Here is a 17,477-nt window from a genome sequence, read left to right as displayed (position 1 = left end):
AGACACTGATCGAGGACATAGTTTCATGACGATGCTGCTGAATTTCACCGATACGGAGCGATTGGCTATTTTCAGGGAAATTTTCGCGCGCGAAGTGCCGGGGCTGGCTTTGGTCACCCCGGACATGGACTATGCGCCGGAGGATATCCGCTATGTCTTTACCTGGCTTCCGCCCGGCGACTGGGCCGCTTTTCCAAATCTGGAAGTCGTGTTCTCGATCAGCGCGGGTGTAGATCAATTCAACACACTGCCTCAGCACATTTCACTCGTGAAAATGGTCGATCCGAAGAATACGCAACGTGTGATCGACTATGTTCTGACAGCGTGCCTTGCGTCTCTGCGGCTGTTTCCCAATTTCTCTGACAACCAACGCCGCAAGACATGGGAGCCACGCACCGTTCCGGCAATTTCGGAAACGGAAGTCGCCATCCTTGGCCTAGGTGCGATCGGGGAGCAAGCCGCGCTTTTGTTGAAGTCAGCCGGGTTTCAGGTTTCTGGTTGGTCGCGTAGCCAGCGCAATATCGACGGTATCCGCTGTGTGTCGGGACCTGATGGCGTGCAGGAGATTCTGGAAACAGCGGATATCGTCGTCTGTCTTTTGCCTTTGACCGATGAAACACGCGGAATTTTGTCGCGTCCGTTTTTCGAACAGATGAAGCCGGGGGCCAATCTTGTACATGTGGGGCGAGGTGCCCATTGCGTCATTCCTGATTTGGCGGCGGCGCTTGAGAGCGGTCAGGTGGAGAATGCCATTCTCGATGTGTTTGAGACGGAACCTTTGCCGGAAGATGATCCAGCGTGGAACCTTAAGAATTGCCTGATCACGCCACATGTGGCCGGACGCACGGATGCGCGCACAGCAGGAATGAATGTCACGACCAATCTACAGCGACTTCAGGACGGTCAGACATTGTTGTGGCAGGTGGACCGCAGCAAAGGATATTGATGGGGGCAAATTTTGGCTTATTTTTTTATGTATCTCGACAGGTATTCTAAGTCCGATAATTGGTATTATGTATATTACTTAGCATATCTAAATCTTAAGTTGGATATGCTATCCATTGTTTTCAATCACTTTTTGACAAATATCCCTGCGCACCCAGAAAATGAAAAAGGCCTCTCATCAGAGGCCTTTTTCAACACTTGCTATCACAATGGCTTACTCTGTTAACACGCTGACCGTTGCAGCATCCCGAACAGATCACGCGGATCGTCAGGATCAGCCAGCATGTCGAGAGGTTCGGAAAACTCTGTACCCTTCACAATCTCTCTGACGTAGCGCAGCGCCGAGAAATCCTCCGTCGCGAAGCCAACGCTGTCAAACAGCGTCAGTTGCTTGTCGTCACGACGTCCCTGAGCTTCTCCACGCATGACCTGCCATAGCTCGGTCACCGGGTGATCCTCTGCGAGCTGTTGAATTTCACCCTCGATACGGGTTTGTTCCGGATATTCCACAAAGATATCCGAGCGAAGGAGGATATCCTTGTGCAGCTCAGTCTTGCCGGGGCAATCGCCGCCGATGGCGTTGATGTGTTGGCCACAGCCGACCATATTGTCGGTCAGAATGGTCGCGTATTGCTTGTCGGCGGTGCATGTGGTGATCACCTGAGCTCCCTCGACAGCCTCCTGCCCACTTTGACACGCAACAATTTCAAAGCCTTGTGCTTGGAGGTTGCGCTTGGCTTTTTCGGTCGCAGACGGATCGACGTCATAGAGCCTCAGCTTGTTAATGCCGAGCAATGCGCGGAACGCCATCGCCTGAAACTCGCATTGCGCTCCATTGCCAATCATCGCCATAACTTCAGCGCCTTTCGGGACAAGATATTTGCCAACGAGCGCCGAAGTCGCTGCTGTGCGCAAGGCCGTCAGCAGGGTCATTTCTGTGAGCAACACCGGATAACCCGTTACAACTTCTGACAAAACACCGAATGCAGTTACAGTCTGATGGCCGGTTTTCGTATTCTTCGGATGGCCGTTTACATATTTGAAACCATAGAGCGTATTATCCGCGGTCGGCATCAATTCGATAACGCCTCCGGGCACATGCGAGGCGACGCGTGGTGTCTTGTCGAACTCCGGCCAACGCTTGAAATCGGCTTCAATATAGGCGGCTAAATCCGTGAGAAACTGTTCAATTCCAACATGATGCACGAGGCGCATCATGTTGGCGACAGAAACGAAGGGCACATAGGCCAGTTGCGAAGGAACGAGCGCGTTCATCAGTCAAAACTCCGGGTCATACGGTCGAGAACACGGCGGCCAAACAGGCTGGCCGTCAGATCGCACAACAGCTTCGCCGTGCGTCCGCGTTCATCGAGAAAGGGATTGAGCTCTACGAGGTCGAGAGAGCCGACAAGCTCGCTGTCGCAAAGCGTTTCCATGATCAGATGCGCCTCACGGAAGGTCGCGCCGCCCGGCACGGTCGTCCCCACAGCAGGCGCGATGGCGGGATCAAGGAAGTCGACGTCAAAGCTCACGTGCAGACGCCCATTTGCGGCACGAACGCGATCCAGAAATGCACGGAGCGGCGCAAGAACGCCCGTCTCGTCAATGGCACGCATATCCTGAACATCGAGATCAAGGCGCTTGATCCGCGCGTGTTCCGCAGGATCGACGGAGCGAATGCCGATAAAACACATGTTTTCCGGCGCCACGGCATGTTTCCGTGCGGGATAGGCGTCACAGCCCTCCTGCCCCGTAAAATATGCCACGGGCGTGCCGTGTAGGTTCCCGCTATCTGTGGTGTCGAGCGAGTGAAGGTCGGGATGCGCATCGAGCCAGAGCACGAAAAGCGGACGCCCCTCCTCCGCCGCGCGCCGCGCAACGCCCGGTACTGTTCCGGCGGACATGGAGTGATCGCCGCCCATAAAAATCGGCAAAGCGCTGTCGCGTGCTGCCGCATAGGCGGCGGGTTCCAGGGCTTCGATCCAAGCACAGGTCTCTGCGAGATTGTGGACCGCCGGGTTTGCGTGAGGTTGCTCTGCCTGAACCGCGATCTGCACATCGCCGCGATCCTCGACCATCCAGCCGAGCGCCGTCAGCGTTTCAGGAAGCCCGGCGGTGCGCAGACTCGCGGGCCCCATGAGACAACCGCGTTGCGAGGCGCCGGTTTCGACCGGAACGCCCAAAATGACGGAGGTTTGCGTCATCGGGTATCCTTTTCCAAAAGATGTGCGTTTTCTGAAGTATGCGCCGTTTCAGTGACGAATATGACTTAAATAGTGATCATTATGGATTTATATTTATCCAAAATGCGCAATCTGGAGACCAGAATGACAACCCCTGCCCTGACAGAAAGCGACCGTGCCATTCTTGCGGCGCTGCGCCGTAACGCTAGACTCACAATTACAGAGCTGGCTCAGGAAACGGGTTTGTCACGCAGCACGGCTCGAACGCGGCTGGACACTTTGGTCGCGAACGGGACAATCCGGCGCTTTACCATTGAGACGGATGTGGATGTCGAGGGCGAAGTCCGTGCCATTACGCTCGTTGCGCTTCAGGGAAAAATGTCACGACAGGTGATCCGCACGTTGACACGAATTCCCGGCGTCAGCACAGTGTTTGCCACCAATGGTGCGTGGGATCTTGTTGTGGATATCCGGACCGACAGTCTTGTGAGTTTCGACCGGATTCTGCGTGAAATTCGCGAAGTGCCTGGGGTTGTGAATTCTGAGAGTTGCTTGCTTCTTGCGCATGTTGTGAGTTGAAGCACAGAACCGAAAGTCGAGTGTGCGAAAACTTAACTCTTTATTGACCTCACGGGACATCTTGCAACAGGCGGAATTTCCACATATTTTCCCTATATGGGAGACGTACGCTTGAAGGATCAGGTCCAAAGCATCTTATATGCGACGACGGTGCAAGACGTCTGGAATCCTTTGCTTGACCGGCTGCAAATGGCTGGTTTTCATAACGTGCTCTACGGCTTCACACGTTTTCACACAGCCTCAGGTTTCGGCGATGACAATGACCATTTGTTCCTGACCAACTTTGGGTCGGACTATATGAAAGGTTATTTCGCAGAGGGGCGTTATCGCAACGGCCCGATGGTCCGTTGGGCGGTTGAGAATTCCGGCTGGTGTTCTTGGGCTTGGATCGCTGAAGCGCTGGAAAATTTCACCGAAGAAGAGCGCGAGGTTGTTGCGTTCAATCAGGCGTCGGGAGTGACCGCCGGTTACACCATCGCATTTCCTCACTCCCTCAAACGCGCCAAAGGCGCCATCGGGATGTCATTGGAGCCCTTCAATGGCAGTCAGGAAGAAGCTGATGCCATTTGGCTTGAACATGGTGAGGATATTGAGGTGATCTGCGGCATCGCGCACCTGAAACTCATCAGCATGCCCCTGCCTAAACGCATGCTGACAAAACGCCAGCGAGAAGTGCTCGAATGGATTGGAGACGGAAAAACCGTTGCGGATACGGCGCAGATTCTTGGCCTCAACAAAGCAACTGTTGAAAAGCACCTTCGCCTCGCACGCGAAGCCTTGGGCGTGGAAACAACAGCGCAAGCCGTACTAAAGGCTTCATTACACAATCAAATTTTTACTTTTTGAAAATTTTTCAGCGGTTCATGGAAAATTAACCAAAAGGTATGGAATTGCGTACTTTCGTTCTGGTTGTCGAAAGCAGACACTGTGCTTGTTCCGGCTTTCGAGGCTTAGCCTTTGGGACGGGGGAGTGCGGGATCGCCAGGCTCATTCGGCTTACCGATACTTCCTATAGGGATCGCGGGTTTATACTCGACTTTGCGGTCCTTGTTTTGAGTGCGAGTATCGGGGCGTCCCTCTTTAATTCAGTTCAGTCGTCTCGTGGGGTGGTCTTTTAGGCCACCCTATTTTTGTTGTGCCCCTCCCCTCGACGCCGCGCTATCCCCACAGGAATGACCCAAAAGAAAAAGGGCCGCCCAGAGGACGGCCCTTCGAAATCATTGCAGTGCGAGGCGATTAGCCCTGCATTGCTTTCGCAACTTCAGCCGCGAAATCTTCTTCGACTTTCTCGATGCCTTCGCCAACTTCGAGGCGAACGAAACCGATGATTTCAGCGCCAGCTTCTTTGGCAGCTTTGGCAACGGTGAGATCCGGGTTCACAACGAAAGCCTGACCAAGCAGCGTGGATTCGGCGATGAATTTCGCCATCCGGCCTTTGATCATGTTTTCGATGATGTTCTCCGGCTTGCCGGACTCACGGGCGATGTCGATCTGGATCTGACGCTCTTTCTCAACCACAGCCGGGTCGAGGGAATCTTCGTCGAGGCCCTGCGGGTTCGCAGCAGCGATGTGCATAGCAACTTGCTTGCCGAAGGCTTCGTCACCGCCTTTGAGGCCGACGAGTACGCCGATTTTGCCCAGACCGTCAGCCGCAGCATTGTGGACATAGGTCACAACGGTTTCAGCTTCGATCTTGGCCATGCGGCGCAGACCCATGTTTTCACCAATGGTGGCGATTTTGTCGGTGATCAGTTCGGACACCGGTTTGCCGTTCACGTCAGCAGAAGCCAGCTCTTCGACATTGGCAACGCCGAGAGCGGCGGTTGCGATGTCTTTGACCATGGTCTGGAATTCAGCGTTTTTGGCAACGAAGTCGGTTTCGGAGTTCACCTCGACGGCGACGCCAACACCACCGTTCACAGCAACGGCCACGAGGCCTTCAGCAGCGGTACGGCCGGATTTTTTGGCAGCTTTGGCAAGGCCTTTGGTGCGCAGCCAGTCGATCGCGGCTTCCATGTCGCCGTCGGTTTCAACCAGAGCTTTTTTTGCGTCCATCATGCCCGCGCCGGTGGTTTCGCGCAGTTCTTTCACCTGAGCAGCAGTGATTGCCATATCGGCTCTCCTCGAATTCTGGGATGTGCTTGCGGGGGCGGGATTACCCTGCCCCCGTATCAGATTTGTAACGATCAGACCTTTGTCGGTCCGACAGGAGGAAATTACTCCTCAGCAGCCTCAGCGACAGCTTCTTCCATCGGCAGCTCTTCGAAAGCGCCCATGTCAACGCCAGCAGCGTCCATCTGAGCGGTCATGCCGTCGAGAGCAGCGCGGGCCACGAGATCGCAGTAGAGCGAGATCGCACGAGCAGCGTCGTCGTTGCCCGGGATGATGTAGTCCACACCTTCCGGCGAGCAGTTGGTGTCGACGACAGCCACAACCGGGATGCCCAGTTTTTTGGCTTCGAGGATCGCGAGGTCTTCTTTTTTAACGTCGATGACGAAGAGAAGATCCGGCACGCCGCCCATTTCGCGGATCCCGCCGAGGGAAGCCTGCAGTTTGGCTTGGTCGCGCTCCATGTTCAGGCGCTCTTTCTTGGTGAGGCCTTCAGCGCCGGAAGCGAGGGTTTCGTCGATGGTGTTCAGACGCTGGATCGACTGGGAAACGGTTTTCCAGTTGGTCAGCGTGCCGCCCAGCCAGCGGTGGTTCATGTAGTACTGAGCGCATTTCTCTGCGGCTTCAGCAACCGGGCCAGCGGCCTGACGCTTGGTGCCAACGAAGAGAATGCGGCCACCTTTGGCAGCGGTGTCACGGACGGCCTGCAGAGCCTGGTCCAGCATCGGGACGGTCTGTGTCAGGTCGAAGATGTGGATGCCGTTACGCTCACCGTAGATGAACTCGCCCATACGGGGGTTCCAACGCTGAGTTTGGTGACCAAAGTGAACGCCAGCTTCAAGCAGCTGACGCATGGAGAAATCGGGAAGCGCCATGTTCGTTCCTTTCCGGTTTAACGCCTTGACGGAGGTTTCGAAGTGATCCCCGAAATGGGGGCTCCAACCGGTGGACCAATCAGGGATGTCTCCCCCGAAGGCCCGCCTCCGTCTGTGAAGTGTTCGCGCATATAGAGGGGTTTCGCGTCCTTGGCAACCCCTGCCCCGCTTTTGAGTATTTAAACAGCAAAGGAGCCAGCAAAAGCGGCGGGGCGCGGTGCGTATACAGAGAGTTTCCTATCGCACTCTCTTGCCATTCGGTCAAATTCAGGCGCAATAGGCACATGGACAAATCACATGACATTCTATGCATCGGCTCGGTGCTTTGGGACGTAATTGGCCGAACGGACCGTTCGATGCGCGTCGGCTCCGATGTGCCGGGCCGGATCGTGCGCGTACCGGGCGGCGTTGCGATGAACATTGCCATGGCTTTGGCGCGGTTCGGCATGTCGCCCGATCTTTTGACTGCCATCGGTCATGATCCTGCGGGTGCTGAGCTTATGGAGGCCGCTAAGGTCCGCGGCATCGGAACGACCCATGTTTATCTGTCGGAAGATTTGCCGACCGATAGTTATATGGCCGTCGAAGGTGCCAACGGACTGATCGCCGCGATCGCCGATGCGCATTCGCTGGAGCGTGCGGGCGACAAGATTCTGCGACCTTTGTCGGATGGCCGCATTGGCACGCTTCATGCTCCCTATGCGGGACCGGTTGCCTTGGACGGCAACCTGACCACCCAGCTTTTGCGCGAGATTGCCACCTCGCCACTCTTCGCCAAGGCTGATTTGCGCGTCGCTCCCGCCTCGCCCGGCAAGGCGGAGCGTTTGTTGCCTCTGCTCGATCACCCGCGCGCCACGCTGTACGTCAATCTCGAAGAAGCCGGGCTTTTGGTCCATAAGGTTTTCGAGAGTTCGGCGGAGGCAGCAAAAGCGCTTTTGGACAAGGGCGCGCATCGTGTCCTCGTGACCAATGGCGGCAAAGGCGCATCCATGGCGCATGATGGCGAAGTCCTGTCTCAAACCCCGCCCGAAGTTCTGGTCGCGCGTGTGACCGGCGCGGGCGATACGTTCATGGCGGCGCATATTGCCGCTGAAATGCGCGGCGTGGATGCCGCGAGCGCACTCACCGCAGCGCTTGAAGCTGCGGCCCTTTACGTTTCCGGAGATACCCCCTTATGACCGAACTACCCATGATGTATGCCCCTGAAGTTGCGACAGCGCTTGAGGAGGGCCGCCCCGTCGTGGCGCTTGAGTCCACAATCATCACCCATGGCATGCCCTATCCGCAGAACGTCGAGACCGCCCGCATGGTCGAAGACGATATTCGCGCCGCCGGTGCCGTGCCCGCCACCATTGCCGTGCTCGACGGCGTATTGCACATCGGTCTGACAGAGACGCAATTGACGGCCCTTGGCCAAGCCACTGGCGTCATGAAAGTATCCCGCGCTGACCTGCCGGTCTGTATCGCCCGGGGCGCAACCGGGGCGACCACGGTGGCCGCGACGATGATCGGGGCGCAGCTTGCGGGTATTCAGGTGTTTGCCACCGGCGGGATCGGTGGCGTTCACCGCGGCGCGGAAGAGACATTCGACATTTCCGCAGACCTTCTGGAACTGGGCGAGACGGCTGTGACCGTTGTCGCCGCTGGCCCGAAAGCCATTTTGGACATTCCGAAAACCCTTGAGGTTCTGGAAAGCCACGGCGTCCCGGTGATTGCTTATGGTCAGGACGAAATCCCTGCCTTCTGGTCGCGCTCCTCCGGGCTTGAAGCGCCGCTCAGGATGGACAGTGCAGAAGACATCGCCCGCGCCATGCAGATGCGCGCGGCCATGGGGGTCAAAGGTGGGCAACTGATCGCGAACCCGATCCCGGAAACGGATGAAATCCCGCGTGATGTCATCATGCCGGTGGTGGAAACCGCGCTCAAAGAGGCCGAAGACAAAGGCATCCACGCCAAGGATGTGACGCCGTTCCTCTTGCAACGCATTTTCGAGATGACGGAAGGTGCATCGCTCACCGCCAATATCGCACTGGTCCGCAACAACGCCCGTCTCGCTGCAGCGATTGCCATTGCGCTGTGCAAATAAGCGTCAAACAGACGCGCCATGAGACGATGTGAAAAATAATATGTGAAGCGGTCCGAAACCTTTGGGCCGCTTACTTGTCTCTTAACAGATGCACACTTAAGTTCTCCGCAAACAGGGCAGATCGCCCGATACCCAGCACACGGTTCCAACCCCCATGACCAATCCGTTCGAAGAAGAAACACACCCGCCGAAGCCGCGTCGCCCCGGGCTCTTGGCACATTTGCGGGCGGCGTTTCTCACAGGTCTGGTGGTGGTCGCGCCCATCGGCCTGACCGCCTATGTGATCTGGACCGTCATCGGTTGGGTCGATGGCTGGGTGCTGACCTTCGTGCCTTCCGGGTATCACCCCGATGCCTTGATCAACCGGCTTCTCGGCTACACCGATCCGACAGATCAGATTCACATCAACCTGCGCGGCGCGGGTGTGATCATTTTCCTGATCTTCACCATCGTCGTGGGATGGATCGCAAAAGGTCTCGTCGGCCGCTCGCTGATCCGCTGGGCGGAAAGCCTCGTTGACCGGACGCCGATCGTGCGCTCGATCTACAACGGCGTGAAACAGATCGCGGAAACCGTGTTTGCCCAGACGGAAACCTCCTTCGATAAGGCCTGTCTGATCGAATATCCCCGCCGCGGAATCTGGGCCATCGGGTTTGTCTCCACCAATGCCAAGGGAGAGGTGGCGCGACGCACCCCCGAGGATGAGAAATACCTGTCGGTTTTCGTCCCGACCACGCCGAACCCGACCTCTGGGTTTCTGCTGTTCTTCCCGGAAAGCGATGTTCTGCTGCTCGATATGAGTGTTGAAGACGCCGCGAAACTGGTGATCTCGGCTGGCCTTGTCTACCCCAATCCAAAAGACCCAACCAAGCCGCCGCAAGTGGAAAAGACCTCTGCTTAAGGTCATTTCCTCGATTTTACGTCTGAACTAAAGCGTTTCGACTTTAACTTGATCTATCACATAAAGTCGAAACGCCCGCTCCGCTTGGACGTTGCACCGCGTTTCTGCTCAAATCCTGATTCAGGTTTAAGTAGAAACGCTTTAGGCAAACATGGCCTTGAGATCGACGCTAGCGCGCGCGCCGAGATCCTCGAAATGGGCCTCCAGAAATCCATCACAGGCCGCCCTGCCCGCCTCTTTCATCCGCGAGAGCAACAACGGTGACGGCACAAGCTTTGTCCGCGCGGAGAGGTCCTGCATCAGATCGTCATCGGCGATCATGTGAATGAGCACCTCCTTCATGGAGCCGGGTGGAAGGCGTTTCTCGGCGATCAAATCTCTGACAAAATGAATGGCCCGCAATTCCCGCAGCAGAGAGGAGTTGAACGAAATCTCGTTGATCCGGTTCTGGATTTCCTCCGGCGTTTTCGGCGTTCCGGGGCGTTCCATCGGGTTGATGTTGACGATCACCACATCCTGCGGAAATTCCGGTTCAAACAGCGGGAACAAGGCCGGGTTCCCGGTATAGCCGCCATCCCAATAGGGGTCGGTTACGCCGGTGTCCGGATCGGTGATCTCCACCGCCTGAAACAGTTCGGGAAGACAGGCCGAGGCGAGGATCACATCCGTCGTCACATCAGCGCCGGAGAAAACACGAATTTTGCCGGTGCGCACATTGGTCGTCGAGATGAACAGCGCCGGCCCCTCCTCTGAACCTGTGTGGGGACAGACCAACTCGTCGACCACATCGGTCAAAGGGTTCTCATAGAACCCGCCATAGGCATAGGGGCTGGTGAAGGTCGCAATCGAGTCGAGAAATGCGAAGGGGACGCTGGCCTGCATCATGCGGGTCATCATCTCGGTCGTCGGACCGAATTGCGACATCCAGGCGTTGAGCCGCATATCCGTCACCGCGCCCATATTCTCCCATAGCCCGTCGAGCGCCTCTTTCGCGCCATCGCGCCCTCCGCGCGCAAGGCCGGATTTAAGCGCCGCACCGTTCAGCGCCCCCGCAGAGGTGCCGGAGATCGCGGCAATCTCAATCTCTTCATGCTCCAACAGGCGATCCAGCACGCCCCAAGTGAAGGCGCCATGCGCGCCCCCACCCTGAAGCGCGAGATTGATCTTCTTCGTCTTGCGCTTTTTCGCCATCAGAGCCCCCTCCTCACTGGTCCCTTTTTTAAAGGGCGGTCCAGCCACCATCGACGGAGATGGTTGTCCCGGTGATCTGCGCCGCCGCGTCAGAGCAAAGGAAGACCGCCGTGCCGCCGATCTGTTCAACCGTGGCGAATTGTTTGGAGGGCTGGCGCTCAAGAATAACCTTCTCAATCGCTTCCTGCTCGGTCATCCCGTATTTCTTTGCGGTATCCGGGATTTGCGCATCGACCAACGGCGTATGGACATAGCCGGGGCAGATCGCATTGGCTGTGATCGGCTCTTTCGCAGTTTCAAGCGCCACAACCTTGGTCATGCCGACAACCCCGTGTTTCGCACTGACATAGGCGGATTTGAACGGCGAGGCAGTCAGCCCGTGGGCGGAAGCAATATTCACAACCCGGCCCCAACCCGCCTTGCGCATGAGCGGCAAAGCGGCAGCCGTCGTGTGAAAGGCGGAGTTCATGTTGATCGCGATGATCGCGTCCCATTTGTCGATGGGAAATTCGTCGATCGGCGCAACATATTGAATGCCAGCATTGTTCACCAGAATATCGCAAGCCCCGGCCTGTTCGATCAGCGCACGGCATTCCGTGCCTTTCGACATGTCGGCTTTGATATAACGCGCTGTCACACCGAATTCCTTGCCGATCTCTTCGGCCAGCGCATGATCCTCGTCGCGGTCGGTGAAAGAGTTGAGCACCACATCGGCACCCGCTTTCGCCAATTCCCGCGCCACGCCGAGCCCGATTCCCGAATTCGAGCCGGTGATAACCGCGGTTTTTCCCTTCAGCGTCATATCTCTCTCCCTGTGTATCCCTGAGGTTCGAGATTGAGCTTAGTTGCTGCGCGCGCAAATCAAAGGGGAGAATCGCTCAAGCGGTCTGAGAATCGCTTTCTCGGCGACATTCCAGCACAGGAATGTGTTCTGACATTGCCTCTCAGGGGAGCGATTTCACTCAACCCTGCTTGGAAAAAAGGCGGATTTGAAACCAAAAAAAACGCCCGCACGAGGCGGGCGCTGAGTTATTGAGGCAGGTTTCATACAGGCAAGAAACCTATCGAGCAGTGACTTCTTTATACGCGGTTCTGCGCCGCTCTCCAAGCTAAAAGTTTGAAAACGCTTTCGGCTGCGCGTAAGTTTCCCTCAAGAACAAAGACAAACAATCTCAGGTAGAGGCAGCAGAAACAGCATGGCACACACCTATTTCGCGAGCGTCAAAAATACAGCCGCGGCAATGGCCCTCTTGGCAACCGCCCCTGTGATGCCCTCCGCAGCGCTGGCCGAGGCCAGCTATGGCTTGGCGATGTACGGCGAGCCGGAGCTACCAGCCGATTTCCAATCCCTGCCCTATGTGAATGCTGATGCCCCGAAAGGCGGCGCGATCATCACCGGCGAAGGCGGCAGTTTTGATAGCCTCAACCCCTTCATCCATAAGGGCAATGCGCCTTGGCAGCTCCGCTATCTGATGGCGGAAAGCCTTATGGGACGCGCCGATTCCGAGCCCTTTACGCTCTATTGTCTGCTCTGCGAAACCGTTGACACTGACGAGGATCGCACATGGGTCGAATTCACACTGCGGCCGGAGGCGAAATTCTCGGATGGCACCCCCGTCACCGTCGAAGATGTGATGTGGTCCTTCGAGACTCTGGGAACCGAAGGACACGGGCGCTACGCCTCGCTCTGGGCTCAGATCGAGAGCATGGAACAAACCGGTGAGCGGAGTGTGAAATTCACCTTCAACACCGACAACCGCGAGCTGGCGCTTTTGGTGGCGATGCGTCCGATCCTTGAGAAAGCCTATTGGGATGGTCGCGACTTTGCCCAATCCGGCATGGACAACATTCCGGTCTCCTCCGCGCCCTATGTGGTCTCAAAGGCCGAACCCGGCATGTATGTCGAACTGACCCGCAACCCAGACTACTGGGGCAAGGACCTGCCCTTCATGCGCGGTCAGGCGAATTTGGACACAATCCGGCTGGAATATTTCGCCGACGCCTCTCTGGTGATCGAGGCTTTTAAGGCGGGCGAGCTGAACGCGCATCGCGAGTTCAACATGCAGAGCTGGCAGGACCAGTATGATTTCCCGGCGGTGGAGCGCGGCGACGTGGTGAAATCCGTCATCCCCCATCAGCGTCCGACCGGCATGACCGGTTTCGCGATGAACAGTCGCCTGCCGCAATTCTCCGACTGGCGCGTGCGTCAGGCGATGATCGAGGCCTTCAACTTCAATTACATCAACGAGGCTCAGACCGAGAACCAGCAGACGCGCATCACCTCCTATTTCTCCAACTCCCCCTTGGGCATGCGCCCCGGTCCGGCAGAGGGCCGCGTGAAAGAGCTTTTGGAGCCTTATCAGGACACGCTCCTGCCCGGTGTGATGGAGGGCTATACGCTGCCGGAAACTTCCGGACGTGAACTGGATCGCGGGGCGATGCGCCGTGCGTTGAAATTGATGGAAGAGGCCGGCTGGACCATTCAAGACGGTCAGATGAAGAATGCCGCTGGCAAACCCTTCACCTTCGAGATCGTTCTCAGCGTCGGGGATGATGAAAATCAATCCATTATCGACACGTACACACAGATGCTGATCCATCTGGGCATCCAGCCGAAAATCTCAGTCGTCGATAAAGCGCAATACACGCAGCGCATGGAGACCTTTGATTTCGGCATGACGCCGGTGCGCTATGGCCTCTCGCTCAGCCCCGGCAACGAACAATACGCGTATTTCGGCACCAAATCCGCCGAGACGCCCGGCTCGCGCAACATCATGGGCGTCAATGATCCGGTGATCGATGCGATGATCGCCAGGATGCTCGACGCCCGCGACCGTGAAGACAGCTTGGCCGCCACCCGCGCCCTAGACCGTCTCCTGACCGCGGGCCGTTACGCGATCCCGCTTTACGCGTGGAATGAAAGCTTTAACGCGCATGTGAACGAGCTGCATTATCCTGAGCCCTTGTCTTTGTACGGCGATTGGACAATGTGGCGGGAAATGACTTGGTATTGGGAAGAATGAACATGAAAAAAGCAGCAGTCGCCCTCCTCCTCACCCTCACCCTCTCCGCCTGCGGCACCGTCGCGGGGGTCGGCGAAGACATCACAGGCGCATCGCGAACGGTTCAGGGCTGGTTCTGATCGGTGGTTTTGCGCCTCGTTCTGCTCGCAGTGCTGACAGCTGGTCTTTCCGGCTGTGCAGTCGCTCGAGTCGGAGCGAAAGCCACGAAAGCAACAGTGAAGACCACAGCTAAAGTGGCCTTCTAACTTCGATCACCCCAAAGACGTCACCCAAAGGATCGTGGCATCCTCGGGGCTCACAGAGATCACGTTATGACCCATCGAGGCGTCGTAATAGGCGCTGTCGCCGCGGCGCATCTCAACGGGTTCGTAGAACTCGGTGATCAGCTTGATGACACCCGTGAGCACGTAGAGGAATTCCTCGCCGTCGTGGCGCACCCAGCCGTCGAACTCCTCAAAGGCGCGCGCCCGGATTGTGGCGCGGTAGGGAAGCATGGATTTCTTCGTCAGAGCGCCCGCCAGCATTTCATGCTCGTAGGTCGCCGTCGGATGCGCCGCGCCCTCGCCGTTTTTCGTCACCGCCATACGGCCCGAAATCTGAGCCTTTTGCGGCGGGGTGAAGAGCTGTGGCACGGAGATTTCCAGCCCCACGGCGAGCTTTTTGAGCGCGTCATACGTGGGCGACATCTGACCGTTTTCGATCTTTGAGAGCGTCGAGCGCGCGAGACCGGCCTGCGTTGCGGCTTGCTCTAGTGTCCAGCCGCGTGCCTTGCGCAGTTCCCGGACGCGTTGACCAAGATCCAAAGGCCGCGCGTCTTCCGGCGCGCCGTCAACCCCTTCACGGGCCAAACGAATGAGACTTGGAGTGTGATCGTCTTCCATGCGCTCTTGTAGCGCGCTGCATCGTTCTTTGAAAAGAGCAGTGTGTTCGAAAATGGCAAAAGAAAACCCCCGGATGCTGTTGCTCGCATCTTCGGGGGCTCTTGGCTCAGGGTCAGTTGGGGGACTGCTCGTGGGGTTATGCCTGCCCTGAATCTGTGTCACTCGATGTCGGAAAGCGGACTGACGGTGAGGAATTCAATATCCGTCAAACCACCGGTTACGGGATGGGTCATGACACGATCAAGCGCACCGCCAGCAATGGCGACGGCGGCGATCAAGCCAAGGGCAAGCGTTGCGACGGGCATACGCAAGCGGCGTTGGACACTGTCGAGCTCAAATTGGGATTTCGGAGCGCGACCTTGAAAGGTTGTGAAGTGCTCGGTGCTTTGCATCGCCATGATGATATACCCTGATGAACTTAAAAACGCATGAGTTACAGTCAGTTAAACAGGAATTTTCTCACCTGTCACGCTTGGCGAGATGTCACAATTTTCGACCACAAAGCCGCCTCACGCACAAGAACACAGAGTGAACAAATGGTGAATTTGCAGAGTTTGCAAACTTGCAAACCTTCCCTAAACACAAGATGTAGGGCCAGAAGAACATCGCGAAATGCGGAAATCGTGATGAGGGAGAATATTTTCCTTTTCTGCTCCCCACACAGGCCAGCTCGCGCTACAACCCGCAAAAGCAAGCCGCGAGACCAAGCCGGAGGCCCCAATGATCACGCTCGATATTTTTCACGATCCGATTTGCCCCTGGTGCTACATCGGCAAGACCCGACTGGACCGCGCGCTGGAGGCAAGACCGAACCACCCTTTCGCCATTCAATGGCATCCGTTTCAGCTCAACCCGACCATGCCGAAGGAAGGCATGGAGCGGCGCGATTACCTGAACGCGAAGTTCGGTGGCTCGGAGGGCGCGCGCAAAGCCTACGCCCCTATCGTTGACATCATGCTGAAGGAACTGCCCAAGACAGAGCTTCTGGGCATCCGCACAACGCCGAACACATTGGATGCACACCGCCTGATCCACTGGGCCGGTATCGAGGGGCGTCAGACCCCGATGGTCGCAGCATTCTACCGCGCCTATTTTCAGGAAGGCCGCGACATCGGAGATCACGACGTTTTGGCTGAGATCGCGGCGCAGGTCGATATGGACCCCGACGCCATCAAGCGCCTGCTCGCGACAGATGCCGATCTTGAAGAAATCCGGATGCGTGACAAACATGCGCGGGAGCGCGGCGTGAATGCAGTGCCCCTCTTCATCGTTGGCAACCAGCACGCGGTCGAAGGCGCGCAACCAACCGACCTGTGGCTCAAGGTGATTGACGAGGTGGCCGCACAGGACGGCGAAAATAGCTGACAGCTGTGCATTCACGCAGAGCTAGTCCTTAAACTCTCTGACTGTTCAAAACGCCCCCTTCAAATTAGGGTCCTCCGGCGTTTCCCAATTGAAAGATTCCCCCATGCCGCGCCGTTTGCCGCAACTCGAATTTACGGTTCTCCTCGCCCTGCTCTTTGCCACGGTTGCTTTTTCGATCGACGCGATGCTCCCGGGTCTCCCGCAGATCGCGGCAGACCTGTCCCCTGACGACGTGAACCGCGCTCAGCTTGTTCTGACAGCCTTCGTTTTCGGCATGGGATTCGGCACACTCGTGTCCGGCCCCTTCTCCGACCACTTCGGACGCAAGCCGGTCATTCTTACTGGGCTTGGCCTTTACATCATCGGCGCGATCGTCGCCGGAACTTCAAACTCGATGGAGATGATGCTGATCGGGCGCGCCATTCAAGGCGTCGGCGGTGCCTTCCCCCGGACCGTTGGCGTGGCGATGGTGCGTGACCTTTATGAAGGGCGCGAGATGGCGAAGATTACATCTTTCGTCATGACCATCTTTATGATTGTCCCGGCCGCAGCCCCCTCGATCGGCGCGCTGATCATTTCCGATTTCGGCTGGCACGGCATCTTCGCCGCCTTCGTCCTCGTCGCCATCATCGGCGCAACATGGCTGGGTTTTCGTCAGGGCGAAACCCTCTCCCCGGAAAACCATCGCAAGCTGAACTGGACGGATCTGTCTTCGGGCGTCAAAGAAGTTATCGGGAATTACAACGTCCGGATTTACACCATCGTCCTGATGCTTGGATTCGGTCAGATGTTTGCCATCCTCTCCTCGGTCCAGCAGATTTACAGCGAGACTTACGACCTCGAGCACCTCTTCCCCTACTTCTTCGGCTCCACGGCCATCCTCGCAGCAGGTGGCGCGATCCTGAACGGCAAGCTCGTTGGCGAGAAAGGTATGCATTTCCTGATCCGTCTCGGCTACACGATCTCGCTCACAGCTTCGATCATCGCCCTCGCCCTGAACTTCATGGGCGTCGGAACCGGCACGCTTGGTTTTGCCGTGTTCTTCATCTGGACCGTTGCGATGTTCTCGATCAACGCGTTCACCTTCGGCAACCTGAATGCGCTGGCGCTGGTGCCTTTGGGACGTTTGGCGGGGCTCGCAAACTCGCTGATCGGCGCCGTGTTCACCATGGGCTCCGTCATCATCGCAGCGCCCGTCGGTCTCGCCTTCAACGGCACCCCGATCCCGGTGATGATCGCTGGTATTTTCTGCTCCGGACTGGCGCTGATTCTCTTCAAATTCGAAGACAGCGCCACAGCCCCGAAAGGCGCACCGCAACATCCGGGCGGCGCGGAATAA

The 17,477-nt window shown here is 57.1% G+C and carries 18 protein-coding genes; 10 read left to right on the top strand and 8 right to left on the bottom strand.

Annotated features, from left to right (window positions below; genetic code table 11):
- Positions 1-25: 25 nt before the first annotated feature.
- A complete protein-coding gene (locus tag ACYBHZ_RS07940; RefSeq protein WP_460273718.1) occupies positions 26-946 on the top strand; it encodes a 2-hydroxyacid dehydrogenase in 921 nt (306 codons plus the stop codon).
- 221 nt (positions 947-1,167) lie between these two features.
- Here ACYBHZ_RS07940 and ACYBHZ_RS07935 read toward each other — a convergent pair whose 3' ends face one another.
- Together ACYBHZ_RS07935 and rocF are read right to left on the bottom strand one after the other, a co-directional pair.
- Positions 1,168-2,220, bottom strand: a complete 1,053-nt coding sequence (locus ACYBHZ_RS07935; RefSeq protein WP_460273717.1) for an ornithine cyclodeaminase — start codon at positions 2,218-2,220, stop codon at positions 1,168-1,170.
- Positions 2,220-3,149 (bottom strand): arginase, encoded by a 930-nt coding sequence (rocF, locus tag ACYBHZ_RS07930; RefSeq protein ID WP_460273716.1) that lies wholly within the window; start codon positions 3,147-3,149, stop codon positions 2,220-2,222. Before rocF ends, ACYBHZ_RS07935 begins: the two co-directional genes overlap by 1 nt.
- Positions 3,150-3,272: 123 nt before the next feature.
- Between rocF and ACYBHZ_RS07925 the strand changes: the two genes are divergently transcribed.
- Both ACYBHZ_RS07925 and ACYBHZ_RS07920 read left to right on the top strand, forming a co-directional pair.
- Complete coding sequence (locus ACYBHZ_RS07925) at positions 3,273-3,707, top strand: Lrp/AsnC family transcriptional regulator (protein WP_460273715.1); 435 nt, start codon at positions 3,273-3,275, stop codon at positions 3,705-3,707.
- Between the two features lie 111 nt (positions 3,708-3,818).
- Entirely contained in the window at positions 3,819-4,553 is a 735-nt protein-coding gene (locus ACYBHZ_RS07920) for a helix-turn-helix transcriptional regulator (protein ID WP_460273714.1), read from the top strand.
- A gap of 390 nt (positions 4,554-4,943) precedes the next feature.
- Here ACYBHZ_RS07920 and tsf read toward each other — a convergent pair whose 3' ends face one another.
- Both tsf and rpsB read right to left on the bottom strand, forming a co-directional pair.
- Positions 4,944-5,819, bottom strand: coding sequence for a translation elongation factor Ts (gene tsf, locus ACYBHZ_RS07915; protein WP_460273713.1), 876 nt, complete (start codon positions 5,817-5,819; stop codon positions 4,944-4,946).
- A gap of 104 nt (positions 5,820-5,923) precedes the next feature.
- Entirely contained in the window at positions 5,924-6,691 is a 768-nt protein-coding gene (gene rpsB / locus ACYBHZ_RS07910; RefSeq protein WP_460273712.1) for a 30S ribosomal protein S2, read from the bottom strand.
- 284 nt (positions 6,692-6,975) lie between these two features.
- Between rpsB and ACYBHZ_RS07905 the strand changes: the two genes are divergently transcribed.
- From ACYBHZ_RS07905 to ACYBHZ_RS07895, 3 genes are all read left to right on the top strand, one after another.
- Positions 6,976-7,869, top strand: a complete 894-nt coding sequence (locus ACYBHZ_RS07905; protein ID WP_460273711.1) for a PfkB family carbohydrate kinase — start codon at positions 6,976-6,978, stop codon at positions 7,867-7,869.
- Positions 7,866-8,777, top strand: a complete 912-nt coding sequence (locus ACYBHZ_RS07900) for a pseudouridine-5'-phosphate glycosidase (protein WP_460273710.1) — start codon at positions 7,866-7,868, stop codon at positions 8,775-8,777. The genes ACYBHZ_RS07905 and ACYBHZ_RS07900 overlap by 4 nt, the downstream gene beginning before the upstream one ends.
- Positions 8,778-8,931: 154 nt before the next feature.
- Positions 8,932-9,678 carry a DUF502 domain-containing protein gene (locus ACYBHZ_RS07895; protein ID WP_460273709.1) on the top strand — a complete coding sequence of 249 codons (747 nt, stop codon included), beginning with the start codon at positions 8,932-8,934 and terminating at the stop codon, positions 9,676-9,678.
- A gap of 141 nt (positions 9,679-9,819) precedes the next feature.
- Here ACYBHZ_RS07895 and ACYBHZ_RS07890 read toward each other — a convergent pair whose 3' ends face one another.
- Both ACYBHZ_RS07890 and ACYBHZ_RS07885 read right to left on the bottom strand, forming a co-directional pair.
- Entirely contained in the window at positions 9,820-10,869 is a 1,050-nt protein-coding gene (locus tag ACYBHZ_RS07890; protein ID WP_460273708.1) for a patatin-like phospholipase family protein, read from the bottom strand.
- A gap of 28 nt (positions 10,870-10,897) precedes the next feature.
- A complete protein-coding gene (locus tag ACYBHZ_RS07885) occupies positions 10,898-11,671 on the bottom strand; it encodes a 3-hydroxybutyrate dehydrogenase (protein WP_460273707.1) in 774 nt (257 codons plus the stop codon).
- 394 nt (positions 11,672-12,065) lie between these two features.
- Between ACYBHZ_RS07885 and ACYBHZ_RS07880 the strand changes: the two genes are divergently transcribed.
- Positions 12,066-13,892, top strand: coding sequence for an extracellular solute-binding protein (locus ACYBHZ_RS07880; RefSeq protein WP_460273706.1), 1,827 nt, complete (start codon positions 12,066-12,068; stop codon positions 13,890-13,892).
- Positions 13,893-13,894: 2 nt separating this feature from the next.
- On the top strand, positions 13,895-14,011 hold the full coding sequence (locus ACYBHZ_RS07875) for an entericidin EcnA/B family protein (protein WP_460273705.1): 117 nt from the start codon (positions 13,895-13,897) through the stop codon (positions 14,009-14,011).
- A gap of 132 nt (positions 14,012-14,143) precedes the next feature.
- Here ACYBHZ_RS07875 and ACYBHZ_RS07870 read toward each other — a convergent pair whose 3' ends face one another.
- Both ACYBHZ_RS07870 and ACYBHZ_RS07865 read right to left on the bottom strand, forming a co-directional pair.
- Positions 14,144-14,773 carry a helix-turn-helix domain-containing protein gene (locus tag ACYBHZ_RS07870; RefSeq protein ID WP_460273704.1) on the bottom strand — a complete coding sequence of 210 codons (630 nt, stop codon included), beginning with the start codon at positions 14,771-14,773 and terminating at the stop codon, positions 14,144-14,146.
- 158 nt (positions 14,774-14,931) lie between these two features.
- Positions 14,932-15,171, bottom strand: coding sequence for a hypothetical protein (locus ACYBHZ_RS07865; RefSeq protein WP_460273703.1), 240 nt, complete (start codon positions 15,169-15,171; stop codon positions 14,932-14,934).
- 322 nt (positions 15,172-15,493) lie between these two features.
- Between ACYBHZ_RS07865 and ACYBHZ_RS07860 the strand changes: the two genes are divergently transcribed.
- Both ACYBHZ_RS07860 and ACYBHZ_RS07855 read left to right on the top strand, forming a co-directional pair.
- Positions 15,494-16,138, top strand: coding sequence for a DsbA family oxidoreductase (locus ACYBHZ_RS07860; RefSeq protein ID WP_460273702.1), 645 nt, complete (start codon positions 15,494-15,496; stop codon positions 16,136-16,138).
- Between the two features lie 103 nt (positions 16,139-16,241).
- Positions 16,242-17,477: a multidrug effflux MFS transporter gene (locus tag ACYBHZ_RS07855; protein ID WP_460273701.1), complete on the top strand. Its 1,236-nt coding sequence runs from the start codon at positions 16,242-16,244 to the stop codon at positions 17,475-17,477.

This window comes from Celeribacter sp. ULVN23_4, from assembly GCF_054788345.1.
This window is presented reverse-complemented; position numbering and strand designations above follow the sequence as displayed.